Source organism: Agromyces chromiiresistens (genome assembly GCF_029167465.1).
In the GTDB taxonomy this organism is placed as follows: domain Bacteria; phylum Actinomycetota; class Actinomycetes; order Actinomycetales; family Microbacteriaceae; genus Agromyces; species Agromyces chromiiresistens.
Genome location: NZ_JARFNL010000004.1, coordinates 972310 through 990375 on the forward strand (window position 1 = coordinate 972310; position 18066 = coordinate 990375).

15 protein-coding genes are annotated in these 18066 nt (G+C 72.5%); 8 read left to right on the forward strand and 7 right to left on the reverse strand.

What is annotated here, in order from left to right; all coding sequences use genetic code 11:
- Positions 1-199 precede the first annotated feature (199 nt).
- Positions 200-3268: an NEW3 domain-containing protein gene (locus PX701_RS11870; protein ID WP_275506395.1), complete on the forward strand. Its 3069-nt coding sequence runs from the start codon at positions 200-202 to the stop codon at positions 3266-3268.
- 150 nt (positions 3269-3418) lie between these two features.
- On the opposite strand, the gene PX701_RS11875 is transcribed toward PX701_RS11870, so the two are convergent.
- Positions 3419-5047, reverse strand: coding sequence for an ABC-F family ATP-binding cassette domain-containing protein (locus PX701_RS11875; RefSeq protein ID WP_231431887.1), 1629 nt, complete (start codon positions 5045-5047; stop codon positions 3419-3421).
- Between the two features lie 262 nt (positions 5048-5309).
- The gene (locus PX701_RS11880; protein ID WP_275506396.1) at positions 5310-5975 is read right to left on the reverse strand and encodes a TetR/AcrR family transcriptional regulator; all 666 of its coding nucleotides are present in this window, start codon (positions 5973-5975) and stop codon (positions 5310-5312) included.
- 120 nt (positions 5976-6095) lie between these two features.
- Between PX701_RS11880 and PX701_RS11885 the strand changes: the two genes are divergently transcribed.
- A complete protein-coding gene (locus PX701_RS11885) occupies positions 6096-7490 on the forward strand; it encodes an amidase (RefSeq protein WP_275506397.1) in 1395 nt (464 codons plus the stop codon).
- An 85-nt stretch (positions 7491-7575) separates the two neighbouring features.
- Positions 7576-9024 (forward strand): APC family permease, encoded by a 1449-nt coding sequence (locus PX701_RS11890; RefSeq protein ID WP_275506398.1) that lies wholly within the window; start codon positions 7576-7578, stop codon positions 9022-9024.
- A 30-nt stretch (positions 9025-9054) separates the two neighbouring features.
- Here the strand turns inward: PX701_RS11890 and PX701_RS11895 are convergent, their stop codons facing one another.
- Positions 9055-10251, reverse strand: coding sequence for an FAD-dependent oxidoreductase (locus tag PX701_RS11895; protein ID WP_275506399.1), 1197 nt, complete (start codon positions 10249-10251; stop codon positions 9055-9057).
- Positions 10252-10307: 56 nt separating this feature from the next.
- The gene (locus tag PX701_RS11900; protein ID WP_275506400.1) at positions 10308-10715 is read right to left on the reverse strand and encodes a hypothetical protein; all 408 of its coding nucleotides are present in this window, start codon (positions 10713-10715) and stop codon (positions 10308-10310) included.
- Between the two features lie 165 nt (positions 10716-10880).
- Here PX701_RS11900 and PX701_RS11905 point away from each other — a divergent pair, with 165 nt between their 5' ends.
- Complete coding sequence (locus tag PX701_RS11905) at positions 10881-11474, forward strand: hypothetical protein (protein ID WP_275506401.1); 594 nt, start codon at positions 10881-10883, stop codon at positions 11472-11474.
- A 51-nt stretch (positions 11475-11525) separates the two neighbouring features.
- Here PX701_RS11905 and PX701_RS11910 read toward each other — a convergent pair whose 3' ends face one another.
- Together PX701_RS11910 and PX701_RS11915 are read right to left on the reverse strand one after the other, a co-directional pair.
- Positions 11526-12230 carry an endonuclease/exonuclease/phosphatase family protein gene (locus tag PX701_RS11910; RefSeq protein WP_231431881.1) on the reverse strand — a complete coding sequence of 235 codons (705 nt, stop codon included), beginning with the start codon at positions 12228-12230 and terminating at the stop codon, positions 11526-11528.
- 76 nt (positions 12231-12306) lie between these two features.
- The gene (locus PX701_RS11915) at positions 12307-13290 is read right to left on the reverse strand and encodes an NAD(P)/FAD-dependent oxidoreductase (protein WP_275506402.1); all 984 of its coding nucleotides are present in this window, start codon (positions 13288-13290) and stop codon (positions 12307-12309) included.
- 65 nt (positions 13291-13355) lie between these two features.
- Between PX701_RS11915 and PX701_RS11920 the strand changes: the two genes are divergently transcribed.
- Positions 13356-13946: a helix-turn-helix domain-containing protein gene (locus PX701_RS11920; RefSeq protein ID WP_275506403.1), complete on the forward strand. Its 591-nt coding sequence runs from the start codon at positions 13356-13358 to the stop codon at positions 13944-13946.
- A gap of 67 nt (positions 13947-14013) precedes the next feature.
- Entirely contained in the window at positions 14014-14394 is a 381-nt protein-coding gene (locus tag PX701_RS11925) for a PLDc N-terminal domain-containing protein (RefSeq protein ID WP_275506404.1), read from the forward strand.
- A gap of 28 nt (positions 14395-14422) precedes the next feature.
- Here the strand turns inward: PX701_RS11925 and PX701_RS11930 are convergent, their stop codons facing one another.
- The gene (locus PX701_RS11930) at positions 14423-15061 is read right to left on the reverse strand and encodes a TetR/AcrR family transcriptional regulator (RefSeq protein WP_275506405.1); all 639 of its coding nucleotides are present in this window, start codon (positions 15059-15061) and stop codon (positions 14423-14425) included.
- A gap of 115 nt (positions 15062-15176) precedes the next feature.
- On the opposite strand from PX701_RS11930, the gene PX701_RS11935 reads away from it, so the two are divergent.
- Both PX701_RS11935 and PX701_RS11940 read left to right on the forward strand, forming a co-directional pair.
- Positions 15177-16697, forward strand: a complete 1521-nt coding sequence (locus PX701_RS11935) for a purine-cytosine permease family protein (protein WP_275506406.1) — start codon at positions 15177-15179, stop codon at positions 16695-16697.
- Positions 16698-16705: 8 nt separating this feature from the next.
- Positions 16706-17917 (forward strand): serine hydrolase domain-containing protein, encoded by a 1212-nt coding sequence (locus tag PX701_RS11940; RefSeq protein ID WP_275506407.1) that lies wholly within the window; start codon positions 16706-16708, stop codon positions 17915-17917.
- Positions 17918-18066 lie beyond the last annotated feature (149 nt).

Here is an 18066-nt window from a genome sequence, read left to right on the forward strand (position 1 = left end):
CGCGCGCCGGCCGGCGCAGAGCGGGGTGCGCGCGTCGTCTCGGCGTGCACCCCGCATCGGCGTGCCCGCTGTGCGCAACTCCGCGCACGCGTTAATGCGTGAAACTGCGTGAAACTGCTTGATTGTTCGATCGAGTCTGCTCTAGCTTGATGGGAGATCGGGCGGCAGTCCGTCGTCCGAGCGTCCAACGGAGGACCGCATGAAACGACATCACGCCATGCTGCTGACCTCGCTGGTCACGGCCGCCGTACTCATGGGACCGGGTACCGCGATGGCAGCGACGATGGGCACCGAAACCCCGGCGGCCGATGCCGCCACGAAGCTCGAGGCGGGCGACCCCTCGATCGCGATCGACACCGAGCGCGGCAAGATCGACATCATGGGCATCTGGGCCCACCCCGACGACGACGCCGGGTTCACGACGCCCTGCGGCGTCTGGCACGACCTCTACGGCGTGCGCTGCGGCATCATCATGGCCACGCGCGGCGAGGGCGGCTCGAACTCGGTCGGCCCCGAGGCCGGCCCCGACCTCGGCCTCCGCCGGGAGAACGAGGACCGCACCTCCCACGTGCGCTCGGGCACGATCGACATCTTCAACCTCGACCGGGTCGACTTCTTCTACAACACCTCGGCGGCGCTCACCGCGCAGGTGTGGGACGCCGAGGAGACCCTGCGCCGCACCGTGCGCATCATCCGCGAAACCCAGCCCGAGATCCTGGTCGGCTCGACGCCGTCGCTCGCGGCCGGGCACGGCAACCACCAGTACGCGCAAGGCCGCATGATCTGGGAGGCCGCGGCCGCGGCCGCCGATCCCGAGATGTTCCCCGAACAGCTCGAAGGCACGGGCGCCGTCGACACCTGGCAGGTCAAGAAGATCCTCGCCGGCGGCCTCACGACCGGCTCGGGAGGCACGGCCGCGCCGAACTGCAACACCGGCTTCACGCCGGCCGCGACGAACCCGTTCACGGTCGTCGGCACGTGGACCGGCTACGACTCGCCGTACGTCTGGGCCGAGGGCAACGTGCAGGGCCAGCAGGCGGGCACCGCCAAGTCGTGGGCGCAGGTCGGTCGCGAGGGCGGTCGGGCGCACCCCACGCAGGCGCGCGTGATGGAGAAGGGCCTCACCAACCCCACCTGCCAGCGCTACGGCGTCTCGCAGTCGATCGTGCCGATGCAGCCGAACAGCTCGCCGGCCTCCGCGAACGACGACGCGGTGCTCTACGGCGCCGTCGTCGCCGACCCCGGCGGCATGCCGCTCGGCTCCGAGTTCTCGCTCGCGGTCGACGACTACTACGAGGCCGCCGGCGAGCCGTTCGAGGTCACCGTCTCGGCGCGCTCAGGCGAGGGCGACCTCGGCGGCGGCACCGTGAGCCTCGCGGTTCCCGCGGGCTGGCAGGTCTCCGACCCCGTCGAGCTCGACGGCATCGGCGACGAGGATGCCTCGACGGCGACGTTCACCGTCACCCCGGCCGCCGACGCGGCAGCGGGCGTCTACAAGCTCGCCGCTTCGTTCGACGGCGAGGTCACCGCGTACAACGACACCCGCATCGCGCTCGTCGCGCCCGTCGAGGGCCGCTTCGAACGCTGGGGCAACATGGCCGAGTACGAGCAGTGGACCCGCGACCACGACGCCTACGTGGGCGGTCGCTCGAACGCCGTCGCCCAGATCGGCGCCGGCGAGACGGTGACGGTGCCGGTCGAGGTGACCAACCGCACCGCCTCGACGGAGTCGGGTGAGGTCGCGCTCGCGCTGCCCGCCGGGTTCGTCGCCGACGAGGCATCCAAGCCGTTCACGGGGCTCGCCGCGGGCGACACCGCGACGGTCGAGTTCGTCGTCACGCACACCGACCCAGCCGACCCCGGCAGCCGCACGGTGACGTTCACCGCGACGACGACCTCGGGTGCGGGCACCTCGACCGAGAACGAGACGGTGTACCTCGTGCCGACGGTCGTGATCCCGCAGCTCGCCTCGGCCCCGACCGTCGACGGCACCGCCGACGACGTCTACACGGGCGAGCCGGTCGACATCGGCACCCGGTGGGAGGGCGCGGCCTGCGCCGTCGAGGGCGTCGACTGCGGCGACGGCAGCCTCGCGAAGCTCGGCTGGTACGACGACGCGCTCTACGCGCAGATCCGCGTGACCGACGACGTGGCGAGCGCCGCCGCGACGCCCGACCGGTGCTTCGGCCACTGGCTCGTCGACTCGGTCGAGCTGCTGCTCGACCCGCGCGGCGACTCGGTCGACACGTCGACGACGTTCAAGCTCGGCATGTTCCCGTTCACCGACGATGCCGAAGGCGCCAACGGCAACGGCGAGGACGGCCCGTGCTGGTCGCGCGACGCCGACAACCACCAGGGATTCTCGACGGGGCCGCTCGCCGAGACCGTCGAGGGCGGGCTCAACGCCGTCGGCGTCGAGGTGGCGGTCGAGGTCGCCCGCGAGGCCGACGGCACCTACGCCGGCGGCGGCTACGACCTCGAGGTGAAGGTGCCGCTCGCGGCCCTGCCCGCCGCGGTCGGCCCGACCGGCGCCGTGCCGTCGGGCGACGCCGCGCAGAACGACGTCGACCCGCGGTACCTGGGGCTCAACGTGACCCCGTACGACTCCGACACGCAGGACTTCATCGGCCAGACCCGCACCGCGTGGTCGGCCTTCGGAAGCCAGCAGTCGGAGCCCTACCGCTGGGGTCACGCCTACCTCGACGGGTACGCCCCGCCGGTCGACCGGTCGACCGAGGCGTCGGCGCCGATCATCCCCGACACCGCCCTGCAGGGCGTGCAGTCGCCGCAGACGGTCGCGCAGTCGGCGACCAGGGGCGGCACGATCTCGGGGGTGCAGCCGAGCGATGCGATGAGCGTCACCGACGTCAAGGTCCAGCAGAAGAACGTGCGCATCTCCTACGACGCCGAGGAGGCGGGCACCGTGCGCGTCTTCCTCTGGAAGGGCGATACGACGTTCATCCCGGTCTGGGCCACGAGCTGCGCCGGCGACGTGTACGGCTTCGAGGCCTGCTCGCCGGCCGACGGCGCGGCCCCGCCGTGGGCGCCCGACATGAGCGGCCGACTGCTGGGCTCGTTCGAGCAGGCCGTCGACGCCGGGACGGGCAAGCTCGCCGTGCCGATCGACGCGGCCACCCGCGCGGCGCTCGCCGACGACGCCCGCATCCTCGTCTCGTACGCCGAGCAGGGCGGCATCGAGGCGGGCAGCGGCGACGGCGTCAACGCGTGGAGCTTCCCGATCGAGGCGACCAAGCCCGGCAAGGGCTGATCCGCCGCGCGAACGCCCGGCCCGCATCCAGCGGGCCGGGCGTTCGCGCGTCGCCGGGCGGCCTCCGCGCGATCGGAGATCGCCGCAGGATCGGAAGGATCCGCGCCGGTCGGACCGAGACCGTGGCGATCCCCGATGTCGCGGTGCGGCCTACTCGGGCCCGTCCAGCCGCAGCCGCTGACCTCCGAACCGCTCGCGCAGCAGCCGGTCGTGCGAGACGAGCACGACCGCGCCGGTGAACCGTTCGAGCGCGCCTTCGAGGTCTTCGACCAGGTCGGGCGACAGGTGGTTCGTCGGCTCGTCGAGCAGCAGCAGCTCGTGGGGCTCGCTCACGAGCAGCGCGAGCTCGAGCCGCCGCCGCTGCCCGTACGAGAGCGCGCCGACCGGCACCACGAGGTCCCGCGGATGGAACAGCCCGAGCGACATCAGCCGGGCCTCGGCCGTCTCGCGGTCCTCGCGGATCCCCGCCGCGTACGCCTCGAGCAGGGTGCGACGACTCGGCCGGATCGCGCTCTGCTGGCGCAGGTGCCCGATGCGCGGCGTGGCCGTCACCGTGCCGGCATCGGCGCGGAGCTCCCCGGTGATGACGCGCAGCAGGCTCGTCTTGCCGACTCCGTTGCGTCCGGTGATCAGCAGCCGGCCCCCGGGCGCGAGCACGAGGTCGTCGACGGATGCCTCGGCCACCCGTACCCCGGAGAGCACGAGCAAGGGGGCGCCCTCGACCTGGGCGTCGACCGAACCGGTGAAGGCCGTCGGCGCGAACGAGAGCGGCTTGGCCGGCGGGATCACGGGCGCGGCGAGCAGCCGCGACATCCTCGCCTTCGCGTTGCGGATGCGGCCCATCGCCCCGTGGTCGCGGCCACGGGGCCGGAACGCGCCCGTGCCCATGCCGGCCTTGTCGAGCTTGCGCGGGATCGCGGCGAGCCGCCCCGCGTTCGCCGCGACGAGCTCGCGGTTGCGGGCGAGCTCGGCCTTCCACGTCTCGTAGGCGAGCCGGTGCCGTTCGCGTTCGTTCGCCTTCGCGATGAGGTAGCCGGGGTAGCCGTCGCCGTAGCGCGCGACCGAGGCGGCGTCGACCTCCCAGATCACCTGCGTGAGCGCCTGCAGGAACGCGCGGTCGTGCGTCACCACGACCACGGTGCCGTCGTGCACCCGCAGGCGATCGACGAGCCACTGCCACGCGTCGTCGTCGAGATCGTTGCTCGGTTCGTCGAGCAGCAGCAGCTCGGGGTTCGCAGCCACCGTCGCCGCGAGCGCGACGCGCGAGCGTTCGCCGCCCGAGAGCGTCTCCCACGCGCGGTCGCGGTCGAGGCCGCCGACGCCCAGCGCGTCGAGCGATGCATCGAGCCGGGCGGGAGCGCCGTAGCCGTCGCGCGCCTCGAAGCGCTCGGTGATGGCCGCGTACTCGGCGAGGGCGTCGTCGAGCGCGGCACCCTCGAGGTCGGCGAGCCCCTGCTCGGCCGCGTGCATCTCGCGTTCGAGCCCGCGCAGCTCGGTCGAGCACGCGTCGATCGCGTCGTGCACGGTCGCGTCCGACGCCAGCTCGAGCACCTGGTCGAGCGCGCCGACGCCACCGGCGAAGCGCGCGACGAGCTCGCCGGCGTCGGGGCTCAGCGCGCCGCCGATGAGGCGCAGCAGGGTCGACTTGCCCGAGCCGTTGTCGCCGATGATGCCGACGCGCTCGCCGGGGCGGAGCGAGAGTTCGACCCGGTCGAGCACGACGCGCTCGCCGAAGCGCTTGGTCACGGCGTGGAGGGAGAGTTGGCTGGTGGGGTACATGGAGGAAGCTCCTTCCCGGCCCGTCTCGCGAGGTCGCGAGCGCCGGTCGAGGTTCGTCGGCGGACACCGCCCGAAGGGGGTGCGCGCGAGCGTCGACGGCTGCGAGCCGAATGATCAGTGGCGTTCGATTGCGCGTCGATCAGCGGCGCTCAGCGCCGGCATCGATGCGGAAGCCGTGGAGCATTGCTCGACACGGCTCACCACTCAGGAGTAGATCAGCGTACCCATCGCCGAGCGACGTTAGTGGGCGCTTCGGCCGGTGTCAAGGGTCGGTGGCCCTCGCGCCCGACACGAGCGTCGCGTCGAGCCCGGCGATGAGTGCTTCGAGGCCCTGGTCGAACGTTGCGAGTTCGCGCATGCCGGCGACGTCGGCCGTCGAGGCAGCGGCGACCCCTGCGCCGGACGGGCGCTCGGCCGCATGGCTGCGCGCCCACACCACGAGGAACCCCGAGGCGTAGGCGTCGACGATGCCGAGCACCTGCCGGGCCTGGTCGGCCGTCAGGCCCGCATGCTCGAGGCCGGCGAGCACGCCGGCGAGGTGCGGTGCGACGGGAGAGGTGTCGTACGGGGCGAGCGCCAGCAGCTCGAACGCGTGCGGCACCTGCACGGCGAGGTCGCGGTACGACGCGAGCGTGCGGCGCACCGCCTGCTGCCACGTCTCGCCGGGCTGCTCGTGCAGGTCGAGGCGCTCGATCAGCTGCTCGACGATCGCGTCGACGAGGTCGTCGCGACTGCTGACGTGCGTGTAGAGACTCATCGGCGCGCAGCCGAGCTCGGTCGCGAGGCGGCGCATGGTCAGGCCGTCGAGGCCGTCGCGTTCGACGAGGGCGATCGCCGCATCGGTGACCTCGCGGCGGGTGAGGGTCTGGCGTGCCGTGCGAGCGCGCGACCCCGGCTTCGCCGGAACTGCCGCTTGACGTGAGGCCATGCGTGCAAGAGTATCGTCCGTACAGTGTACGGAAGCGTACGACGTACGAGTCGATCTCGACACGTTCGGCACGCCCGACGCGCTCGCGACCGACCCCCGCCCCACCCCGAAAGGCACCACATGGAACTCTTCCGGCTCACCGCCACCGAGGCATCCGAGCTGATGCGCCGGCGCGAGCTGTCGCCCGTCGACCTGCTCGAGTCGGTCATCGCCCGCACCGAGGCGACCGAACCCTCGATCAACGCGGTCACCGAGCAGTGGATCGACGAGGCGCGCGACGCCGCACGCACGTCGGAGTCGCGCTTCGCCGCGGGCGACGACCTGCGCCCGCTCGAGGGCATCCCGCTCATGCTCAAGGACGAGCAGCCCGTCGCGGGCCGTCTCCTCGAAGACGGATGCCTCCTGGAGCAGGGGCACGTCGCCTCCGAGACCCACCCGATCGTCGAGCGGATCCAGGCGGCAGGCGCCGTCATCCACGCCCGCACGACGACGCCCGAGTACTGCTGCGCGCCCGTCACCCACTCGAAGCTCTGGGGCGTGACCCGCAACCCGTGGAACACCGACCTCACGCCCGGCGGCTCGTCGGGCGGGTCGGGCGCCGTGCTCGCCGCGGGCTCGACCCTGCTCGCGACCGGCTCCGACATCGGCGGGTCGATCCGCATCCCGGCGTCGTTCTGCGGAGTCGTGGGGTTCAAGCCCCCGTTCGCTCGGGTGCCGGGCATGGCGCCGTTCAACTCCGACACGTACTGCGCCGACGGGCCGATGGGGCGGAGCGTCGCCGACGTCGCGATGCTGCAGAACGTCATCTCCGGCCCGTGGGTCGGCGACGCGGCATCCCTGCGCGACATCGCGACCGTCTCGGGGACCGTGGGCTCGCTCGAGGGCGTGCGCATCGCCCTCTGCCTCGACCTCGGCGGCTACGACGTCGACCCGGCCGTCGAGCTCAACACGCGCACCGTCGCGCTCGCGCTCGCGGCTGCGGGCGCGACCGTCGACGTCGTCGAGCTGCCGTGGGGCCCCGAGCGCACGCTCGCGACCGCGTGGCCGCACTTCGGCGCCGTCATGGGGCCGTTCATCGAGTCGATCCTCGAGGGCGACCCCGCCCGGGCCGAGCAGCTCATGCCGTACACGCGGGCGTTCGCCGCGGCCGCCGCCGAGGGCGGCGCCTACGTCGACGGACTCGTCGCCGAGACGGCGTTCTACCGCCCCTTCGCCGAGCTCATGACGGACTACGACGTGCTCGTCTGCCCGACGATCGCCACGACCGGGTTCGCCGCCGACGAGGCGTCGACCGACAGCGCCGCGATCTTCTCGAAGCTCATGACGCTGCCGTTCAACGTGATCGGCCGCGTACCGGTGCTCGCCGTGCCGTCGGGCATCGCGTCGAACGGCGTGCCGACGGGCGTGCAGATCGTCGGCCGCACGTACGACGACGCGACCGTCTTCCGCGTCGGCGCCGCCCTCGAGCAGGAGCTCGCCCTCTGGACCGATCCGGCCTGGTGGCCGGAGCTCTGACCCACCGGGCCGGGGCGGCCGCAGCCGCCCCGGCCCGAACCTCCCCCAGTCCCTCCGTCACCACCGTCGCTGACCAGGAGCAACCATGACCTCCACGTCCACCACCCCCACGACCGCCGCCGGCGGCACGCTCGCCCGCGGCAAGCTCGGCACCTTCGACATCTTCTTCTTCGTGGTCGCCGCGGCCGCCCCGCTCGCCGTCATGGCCGGCGCGGCCCCGCTCGCGTTCCGGCTCGGCGGCATCGGCGCCCCGGGCGCCTACGTGTTCAGCGGCATCGTGTACATCCTGTGCGCCGCCGGGTTCACGGCCTTCGCCCGCCACGTGCGCAACGCCGGCGCGTTCTACGCCTTCATCGGGCGCGGCCTCGGTCGGCGCGCGGGCGGCGCCGCGGCGCTCGTCGCGCTGCTGTCGTACGCACTCATCTGCGGGGGCTTCTACGGGTTCCTCGGCTTCTACGCCGCCGAGACGTTCAACGGCATGCTCGGCGTCGACGTGCACTGGTCGGTCTACGCGCTCGCGGGTGTCGCGATCGTGGCCTTCCTCGGCTACCGGCAGATCGACGTCGGCGCCCGCGTGCTCGCCGTGCTCATGACCCTCGAGGTGCTCATCCTCGTCGTGCTCGCGATCGCCGTGCTCGCCACCGAGGGCACGGCGAACTTCACCGTCGAGCCGTTCGCGCCGGGCAACGTGTTCAACCTCGCCTCGGGCGGCATGTTCGTGCTCGCGCTCGGCGCGTTCATCGGCTTCGAGGGCACCGCGATCTATGCCGAGGAGGCGCGCGACCCCGAGCGCACGGTGCCCAGGGCGACGTACATCGCGGTCGGGTTCCTCGCCCTGTTCTACGGCTTCATCGCGTGGGTCGCCGTCGCCGCGCTCGGCATCGACGGCCTCACCGAGTTCTCGCTGTCCGACGCGTTCCAGGGCCTCTACTTCATGCTCGCCGAGTCGTACCTCGGCGCGTGGGCGTCGACGGTGATGGGGCTCCTCATCGTCACGAGCATCCTCGCGGCGACGATCGCGTTCCACAACGCGACCTCCCGCTACCTCTTCGCGCTCGGCCGCGACGGCGTGCTGCCCGCGAAGCTCGCGCGCACCCACGCCCGATTCCACTCGCCGGTGCTCGCGAGCCTCGTGACGACGATCGCGTCGGTCGTGCTCATCGCGATCACGCTCGGGCTGCGCGGCGACCCGTACCTGCACCTGCTGCTCTGGACGAACGGCGTCGGCATCATCGGAATCGTCGCGCTGCAGCTGCTCTGCATGGTCAGCGTCGTGCGGTTCTTCAGCCGCGACCGCCGTGGGCACGGCGTGTTCCGGGTCGTCGTCGCGCCCGTGCTCGGCGTGGTCGGCCTCGCGGCCGGCCTGTACCTGATGCTCACGAACCTCGACCTCCTCACGGGCCGCACCGACTGGATCAACTGGGTGCTCATGGCGACGCTCGTCGTCGCGGCCGCGATCGGTGCGCTCCGGCCGGGGCGAGCGCCGACATCGGTCGAGACCGAGCCGACGACCGAGGGCGCCGGGTCCGCGTAGCGCGTCGCGGGGGCGGCGGGCACGGCCGGGTCAGCCGGCGGATGCCTCGGGCGCGCCGCCGAGGGCGGTGGGCGAGTCGAGCGCGCCCGCGGCCGCCGCAGCGGCGGCGGGGTCGGCGCCGGCGAAGCGGTCGAACCGGAACGGCGCGAGGTCGACCGGCGGCATCTCACCCTCGGCGAGGTCGGCGAGCACGAGCCCCATGAGTGCCGAGAACTTGAAGCCCTCGCCCGAGTCGCCGCAGGCGACGGTCACGCCGGGCAGCGGAGTGCCGATCACGAAGCGGCCGTCGGGGGAGTCGGTCCAGCTGCACACCTTCGCGTCGACGACGGCGGCCCCCGTCATGCCGAGCGCCGTGCGCGCGTAGTCGAGCAGCGTCGCGGTGCGGGCATCGTCGGGCGTGCGGTCGTCGTCGACGCCCCACCGGGCCTCGCGCAGCGGTGCGTCGAGGCCGAGCTTGTAGCCGACCCCCGGCGTCGCCATCGCGTAGAGCGTCGGCCGCTCGCCCGCAGCGATGTCGATGAGGTCGGGCAGGTCGTCGAACGCCTGCGCCGGGTCTGCGACGTGCACGACCTGCTCGAGGTGCGGACGCAGCGGCACCGCGAGCCCCAGGCGGTCGAGCAGGGCGGATGCCCCGGGGCCGGCCGCGATCACGAGGGCGTCGGCCTCGAGCACCTCACCGCCGGCCAGGTGCACGCGGCGGGGGCCGTCACCCGAGGCATCCGCCTCGACGTCGACGACGTGGGCGATGCGCAGCTCGCCGCCCGCCTGCTCGAAGCGCCGCAGTTGCGCGCGCAGCGAGACCTCGGCGAGCACGGGGCCCGCCTCGGAGGTGTAGATCGCGCCGCGCCCGTCGGGCACGAGCCCCGGGAAGCGGGAGCCGACACGATCGGCGCCGAGGCGCAGGTGCGGGATCCCCTCCATCGCGAGCGCCCACTCGAAGCCGTCGAGGGCGGCCGCCTCGTCGCGCCACACGAGCCCGCGCCGCAGGAACACCGGCTCTCCGGCGATCGACGAGAGCCGCTCCATCGCCTCGAGGCTCTGCCGGGTCATCGCGATCTTCGCCGGGTCGGGGTCGGCGAGCCGCCAGATGCGGGTCGGTCCGTGCGAAGAGGAGAGGGCGTTGCCCGGCCCGTAGCGGTCGACGAGGGTGACGTGGTGGCCGCGCCCGGCGAGCTCGGCCGCGGCCGGAAGCCCCCAGGCGCCCGCGCCGATGACGATGATCTGCATGCCCTCCATCTTCGCCGGTGAGCGGGGTGCCTCGAGCCTCCCGTCGACTCGGCCGGTCACTCGTCGGCGGAGCCCTCGTCGCCGGCCGCCGTCGCCACTGAGACGATGAACCCGCTGACGGCGCCGCCGAGCGCGGCGAGCGGGCTGAGCACCATGGCGATCGACCAGACGATGTCCTGCGTCAAGCTCGTCGCGAGCCACGTGAAGCCCGGGCTCGCGATGAGCAGCGCCGACCACCAGGGGGCTTCGAACGCGAATGCCGCGAGCCCGCACACGATGCTCACGATGCAGCAGGCCACCGTGAGCGGACCTGCCCACGGATTCGAGTTCTCGGAGCCGAAGCTGCCGAGGCCGTCGGCGAGGACCGCCACGATGAGGGTCGGGCCGACCAGGATCGCGACGACGAGCCAGGCCGTGCGCAGTGCGGCCTCGGCAGGGAGCTCGGGCCTCGTCGAGTCGGTCATGCGCGCCAGTGTAGGGAGCGCGAACGTCGAGCGCGGCCCCACATCGAGGGGGTGCGGGGGCTGCGATCCGGGCGTCCCTCGAGGGGTGGCGGCCCGCACACCGATGTGATATACCCACAGGGGGTATAGATATCCGATGATACGCATCAGCGAGGAGGCATCCCGATGAACCGGCTCGAATCAACGGCGGCCACGGCCGATCGCACACAGCAGGCGACGACGAGACAGCCCGCCTGGCTCATCGTCGTCGTGCTCGTCATCGGCGTCGCGAGCGGCGTCGGCCTGCTCTTCAGCGGCTATCCAGAGGCGCTCGGCACGACCGTGCCGATGACCGCCCTCGGCATCGCGACGCTCTGCTACCTCGCCGCGGCCGTCACCGGCGTGCGCTGGGTCGCCTGGCTCGTCGTCGTGCTCGGCACCGTGCTCGTGTTCGGCGCCGAGCTGCTCGACGTGCCGAGGTGGCTCGTGATCGCGGCGGCGGGCCTGGTGCTGGCGGTCGTCGGTGTCATCCGCCGTCCGCGGGTGACCGCTCCGCAGGCGGTGGCGATGCTCGCCTATTTCGGCGTCGCGGTCGTCGCCCTCGCGCTCGACCCGCGGGCCGGGCTCGCGATCGCCGGCCTCGCGCTCGCCGCGCACGCCGGCTGGGACGCCGTGCACTACCGCCGCAACGTCGTCGTCGGTCGCTCGCTCGCGCTCTGGTGCATGGGGCTCGACCTGTTCCTCGGCCTCACCTGCGTGGGGGTCGCGCTCGCCGCGTGATCGGCCGTCCGGTCGCGGCGCCCGCTCGCAGGGGTTCGGAGCCGCGGACGATCAGATGACGACGTCGACCGCGTCGTCGGCGAGCAGGCCCACGTACTGCGCGTCGACGAGGATCGGCAGGTGGTCGCTCGACCCGCGCGGCAGCGTCTCGACCCGGCGGATCTCGAAATCGGCCGACGTCGCGAAGTCGAAGTGCCCGCGGAAGTACTTGTACCGCGTGTACGTGCGGCTGTCGCTCAGCGTGAGCTCGTAACCCGCGTCGCGCACCTTCTCGGCCAGGTTGTCCTTGAAGACCGGGTAGTTGTAGTCGCCCACCATCAGCGTCGGCAGGTGCGGGCCCATGAGCTGCAGCGAGCCGAGCGCCGCATTGATCTGGTGCCGCCGTAGCGAGTTGAGCGCGGTGAGGGGTGCCGCGTGGAACGATGCGACGACGATGTCGCGCCCGTGCTCGCGGTCGGTGAGGCGTGCGCCGAGCAGGCGCTCGTGGGCCGGGCGGAGGATGCGGTCGTGCAACGACTTCTTGAGGGCGAAGGCGCGGATGTCGCGGGGCTCGAAGCGATCGGCGCGGTAGTACATCGCAAGGCCGAGCCGGTTGCCCGTCGTGGAGTGCGCGAGCCGGAGCCGGCCGACGGCCTCGGCGAGGTCGGTGGTGTCGCATTCCTGCAGGCAGAGCACGTCGGGGGAGTACCGCTCATCGAGCGCCGCCAGCTCGGAGATGGCGCGGTGCTTGCGCAGGTTGTAGCTGATGACCAGCATCCCCTCAGCCTAGGCGTTCGAAGGTGAACGCCGGCCGTGGATGTCTCGTCGCGTCATCCTCGCCGGACGCGAGCGGTCAGCTCGCCGCCAGGGCCGCGCGCACCTCCTCCTCGACGAGGTCGGCGTTGATCGCCGCTCCCGCCATGCTGCCGGCCGCCATCGCGAACGGCACCGAGGAACGGGGGTCGGTCACGTTGCCCGCGGCCCAGACGCCCGGCACGCTCGTGCGGCCCATCGCGTCGACCACGACGAACTCGCCGCCCATCGGGTGCGGCGCACGATCGGCGCCGAGACGCCGGAGCACGGGGTCGTTCGGCTCGGGCACGGGCCCGGCGAAGATCGCGTCGGTCGCGAGTTCCGTGCCGTCATCGAGCCGGATGCCTCGGAGGCGGCCTCCGTCGTCGGCGACGACGGCCGCGACCGCGCGATCCTCCACCGAGATGCCGCGTGCGATGAGGCCGGCGCGCGCCTCGGCGGTCAGCTCGGCACCGTGCGCGAAGAACGTCACATCGACCGAGAGCTGCCGCATGAGCTGGGCCTGGTGCACCTGCGCGGCGCTCGCGGCGAGCACGGCGATGCGCCGGTCGCGCACCTCCCACCCGTCGCAGTACGGGCAGATGAACGCGCCGCGGCCCCACTGCTCGGCGAGACCGGGCACGGGCGGCAGCACGTCGCGCAGGCCGCTCGCGACGAGCAGTCGCCGGGCGTGCAGGCGCTCGCCGTCGGCGAGCTCGAGCGCGACGCGCGGCCCGCGGCCGTTCGACTCCGCAGTGCGGCCGGGCTCCGCTGCGTCGTCGAGGGCGCGCGCGTCGACGGCGATCCCGCCGCGCACGGTCACGCCCTCGTATCGTTCGAGTTCGGCGCGTCCGTCGGCGAGCAGGTCGAGCGGCGAGGTGTGGTCGCGACCCAGCACGCCGTGCATGTGACCGGCGAAGCGGTTGCGCGGGCTGCCTTCGTCGAGCACGAGCACCCGGCGGCGGGAGCGGCCCAGCATGAGCGCGGCGCTGAGTCCGGCGCTGCCGCCGCCGACGATGATGACGTCCCACGAGGTCTGCTGCATCTTCCGATCGTCGGCCGCACATGATGGAATGGCAAGCAAGTTTGCCGAAACAGCAAAGGGAAACCATGTCAGACGACGCCGAGCACCTGCACCTCGACCGCATGCTCGAGGGCGTCGCACCACGACTGCGAGCGCTTCGCACCCGCCGAGGGTTCACCCTCGCCGAGCTCGCTGAGGAGACCGGCATCTCGGCGAGCACCCTGTCGCGGCTCGAGTCGGGTGGCCGCCGGCCGACCCTCGACCTGCTCATCCGCCTCGCCGCGGTGTACCGGGCGAGCCTCGACGACCTCGTCGGCGCACCGCAGATCGCCGACCCGAGGGTGCACCCCAAGCCGTTCTACCGCGACGGCAAGGCGATCATCCCGCTCACCCGCAGCAACCCCGACGTGCACGCGTTCAAGATGGTGCTGCCCGGGCACCCGCCCGAGGCGCCCGTCGAGCGGCGGGCGCACGAGGGGTACGACTGGGTGTACGTGCTGAGTGGTCGCGTGCGGCTCGCGCTCGGCGACGAAGAGCTCGTGCTCGAGCCGGGTGAGGCCGCCGAGTTCGACACGCGCGTGCCGCACGGCACCGCGAGTGCGTCGCTCGAACCGGCCGAGATCCTCAACCTGCTGAGCGCCCAGGGCGAGCGCGTGCACCTCCGTGAGGCGCCGTGACCGGCGGTCCCGGCCGTGATCGCGCCGTGCTCGACCCGCCCGGCCTCGTCGCCCTAGGCTGGCGGCCATGCCGTTGATCTTCTCCGTCGTCGTCGTCGCGGGCATGGTCTACGCGCTCGTCGATCTCATCATGCGCGACGAGTCGCAGGTGAAGCACCTGCCGAAGTTCGGCTGGATCCTGCTCGTGGTGCTGCTGCCGCTCATCGGCACGATCCTCTGGTTCGTGCTCGGGCGCGAGTACGCGCCCCGCGGTGCCGGCCTCGGGGGCTTCACCCCGGCCGGGCGCAGCCCCGAGCCGTACGTCGCACCGCCGGCGGTGCCGCGCGACACCCGCAGCACCGAGGAGCAGCTCGCCGACCTCGACCGAGAGATCGAGTTCTACGAGCAGCGCGCCGAGCTCGAGCGCCGTCGGCGCGAGCTCGACGGCGGCGCCGCGCCGGGCGGGTAGCGACGGCCGAGTAGCGACGGCCGATGCCTCAGCTCCCGAGCGCGGCCACCTCGGCGCGCAGGCGCCCGCGCTCGAGGCCGAGCGCCCATTCGGTCGCGTCGGTGACGAAGCGCCAGTAGGCGTCGGAGTCGAACGCGCCGGTGTTGTTCGCGTAGGCGCCGAAGCCGTCGATCGCGACGAAGATGCGCACGCACGCGGCGAACGCGTCGTCGGGCGCGAACACCCCGGAGGCGATGCCGGCGTCGACGAGCTCGGTGAGCCGGGCGCGGTCGAGCGCCTCCTGCTCCTCGAGCGCCTCGTCGAGTGCGGGGCTGAAACGGCTGAGATGGCGCGCGTTCAGCCACAGCCGCGAGATCGGGCGGGCCTCGGGGCTCTCGACCCGGGCGACGAGACGGGCCATGCGTTCGAGCGGCTCGCCGCCTTCGGGCACGAGCGTCTCGCGCTCGTCGGAGACGGCGTGCACGAACGCGGCGATGACGAGGTCCTCCGCGACGGGGAAGTAGTGGCTGATGAGCCCGGGCCGAACGCCGAGCCGATCTGCGACCGCACGCAGCGTGATGCCCTCGAGCCCGTCGTCGAGCGCGATCGCCGCGGCGGTCGCGACGATCTCCGCGCGACGCTCCGCCGGCGGCTTGCGGGCGCGGGTCGCCGGCGCGCTTGACATCATGTCGATCATGTTATTGGATAAGCGACCAATAGCCCATTGGTCAAGCGACCAATAGCAGCGTCGCCACCGGCAGGGCCCTGACGACGCGACCCAGGCCCCGCCGAGAGGATCCCCCGTGTCATCCCAGACTCCCGCAGCGTCGCAGGACTTCGTCGACGCGCCGACCCAGCCCGAGACCCGCGGCATCGAGGTCGTCAGCCCGTCCGAGCGGCACGGTCGTGCCCGTGACCTCTTCGGGGTCTGGGCGGCCCCCAACGTGAGCATCCTGAACTTCACGATCGGCGCGACCATGATCCTGCTCGGCCTCGAGATCTGGCAGGCCGTCGCCGTCATCGTCGCGGCCAACCTGCTCTGGGTCTTCCCGGGCCTCATCGCGATCGCGGGTCCCGCGGCGGGCACGTCGGGCTCGGTCATCAGCCGCGCCCTCTACGGCATCATCGGCAACAAGGTCATCATCGCCTTCACCGGATGGCTCGTCTCGGCCGTCTTCCTCGCGCTGAACTGGCTCGCCTCGTCGTTCATGGGTGCCGACCTGCTCGCGCAGTGGGGCTTCGCCGACCCCGTGTTCGGCCCCGTCGCCGTCACCCTCGTCGTCTCGGCGATCACGGTGCTCGTCGCGGTCTACGGCCACGGGCTCATCATCAAGAGCTACACCGCGATCTCGATCGGCCTGCTCGTGATCTTCCTCGCGGTGACCGCGTTCGCACTGCCGACCGTCGACTGGGGCTACCAGGCGCCCGAGGCGCTCACCGGAGTGCCCCTCTGGTCGGCCATCACGATCGGCTTCACGATCCTCGCCTCGACGCCGCTCTCGTACATCAACAGCCCCGACATCGCCCGCTACCTGCCGCGCGAGACGAAACCCTCGCACATCATCGCGGCGACCGCGCTCGGCGGTGCACTGCCCGGCATCTTCTTCACCGTCGTCGGCGCGCTCATCGTGACCGGGCTCACCGGTCCCCAGCTCGAGGCGGGCATCGAATCGGCCATCCTCGGGCTGCTTCCGACCTGGCTCGGCCCGCCGCTCGTGCTCGCGGTCATCGTCAACACGATCGCCCTCAACGGCATGACGACGTACACCTCGAGCATGGCGCTGCAGTCGGTCGGGGTGCCGATCCGCCGCATCCCGTCGGCGATCGTCATCGGCGTCATCGGCACCGCGCTCACCCTCTACCTCGTCATGTCGACGAACCTGCTCGACGCCGTCAACCTCATGCTGCAGTTCCTCGTGATCGTCTCGGGCCCGGCGATGGCGATCTTCGCGACCGACATCGTGCTGCGCCGCAACCGCTACGACGCGACCGACCTCTTCGACGAGGAGCGCGGCGGCAGGTACTGGTACACCGCCGGCTGGAGCATCCCCGGCATGACGTCGGTGGTCGTGGGCGGCATCGCGACCGCGGCCTGCCTCTCGACCGACGTCTGGACGGGGCCGGTCTCGGAGGCGATGGGCTGGGTCGACCTGTCGGTGCCCGTGGGCATGATCGTCTCCGCGCTCGTCTATCTCGGCCTCTCGAAGACCGGCCTCGGTCGGTTCGAGGAGGTGCCGACCGCTCGGGCCGCACAGGTGGCGGAGGCCGCGCAGCCCGCGCGGGCCGCGAGCCCCGCCGACCCCTCGACCGAGCCCGCGGCATGATGGCGGACATGAGCGACGCGACCCTTCCGATCGATCCGCACGACCCCGCCGCGACCGGCCCGCACCCGCCGCGCTACCCGGGCGCGCCGGCCGGGGTGCCGACGCTCGACACCTGGCAGGAGGCGCCGGGCAACCGCTGGGCGTTCGGCGACCTCGGCGAGCTCGTGCCGACGGCGACGATCTCCCGCACCCCGCCGAGCGACCGCGCCGGCGCCGCGACCGTGCGGCTCGAGGCGTTCGGCGACGCGCTGCCCGACCTCGAACGCCGGCTCGAGGCCACGTTCACCGACGCGTTCCTCGTGCTGCGCGGCGACGAGGTGGTCGCCGAGTACTACAAGCCCGGCTTCGCGCCCGACCAGCGGCACCTGCTGATGAGCGTCTCGAAGTCGATCTGCGGCCTCACCGTCGGCGCGCTCGTCGACGCGGGTCGCATCGACCCGGCGCGCCGCGTCACCGACTACGTGCCCGAGTTGGCCGGCTCGGTCTACGACGGGCCGACCGTGCGCCACGTGCTCGACATGCAGGTCGCGATCGACTACGACGAGAACTACGTCGACCCGGCGGCAGAGGTGCAGACCCACGACCGCTCGGCGGGCTGGCGGGTGCGCCGACCGAGCGACCCCGTCGACACGTACGCGTTCCTGACGACGCTCCGCGGCAGCGGAGCGGTGGGGGAGTTCCAGTACTGCTCGGCGAACACCGACGTGCTCGCCTGGATCGTCGAGCGGGTCACCGGCGCCCGCTACCACGACGTCGTCTCCGAGCTGGTCTGGTCGAAGCTCGGCGCCGACCGAGACGCGACCATCACCGTCGACCGGTCGGGCTTCGGCTTCGCGAACGGCGGCGTCTCGTGCACGGCGCGCGACCTCGCCCGGGTGGGCCGCGCCGTGCTCGACGGCGGCGTCGCGCCCGGCGGCCGGGTCGTCTCCGAGGCGTGGGCCCGAGGCATCCTCGCCGGGGGCGATCGGGAGGCGATGACGTACGAGGGCTTCACGAGTGCGTTCCCCGGCGGCTCGTACACGGCGCAGTGGTGGTGCATGGGCAACGATCGCGGCAACGTGAGCGGCATCGGCATCCACGGGCAGAACCTCTGGCTCGACCCCGCGACCGACTCGGTGATCGTGAAGTTCTCGACCTGGCCCGACCCCGACACCGCAGAGTGGAACGCCCTGCAGGGCACGTTGCTCGTCGACGTGAGCGAGGCGCTCGACACGATCTGACGGGCGGGATGCCTCGGCGCGCACGCTGCGCCGAGGCATCCGTCACGCGTTCGTCATGCCCACGAGGGCGGATGCCCGGGCTCGCGTGATTCGGTGGCAGCCCGGAGGACGCGGCGAAACCCGAGCTTCTATCATTTCGATGGTTCAGC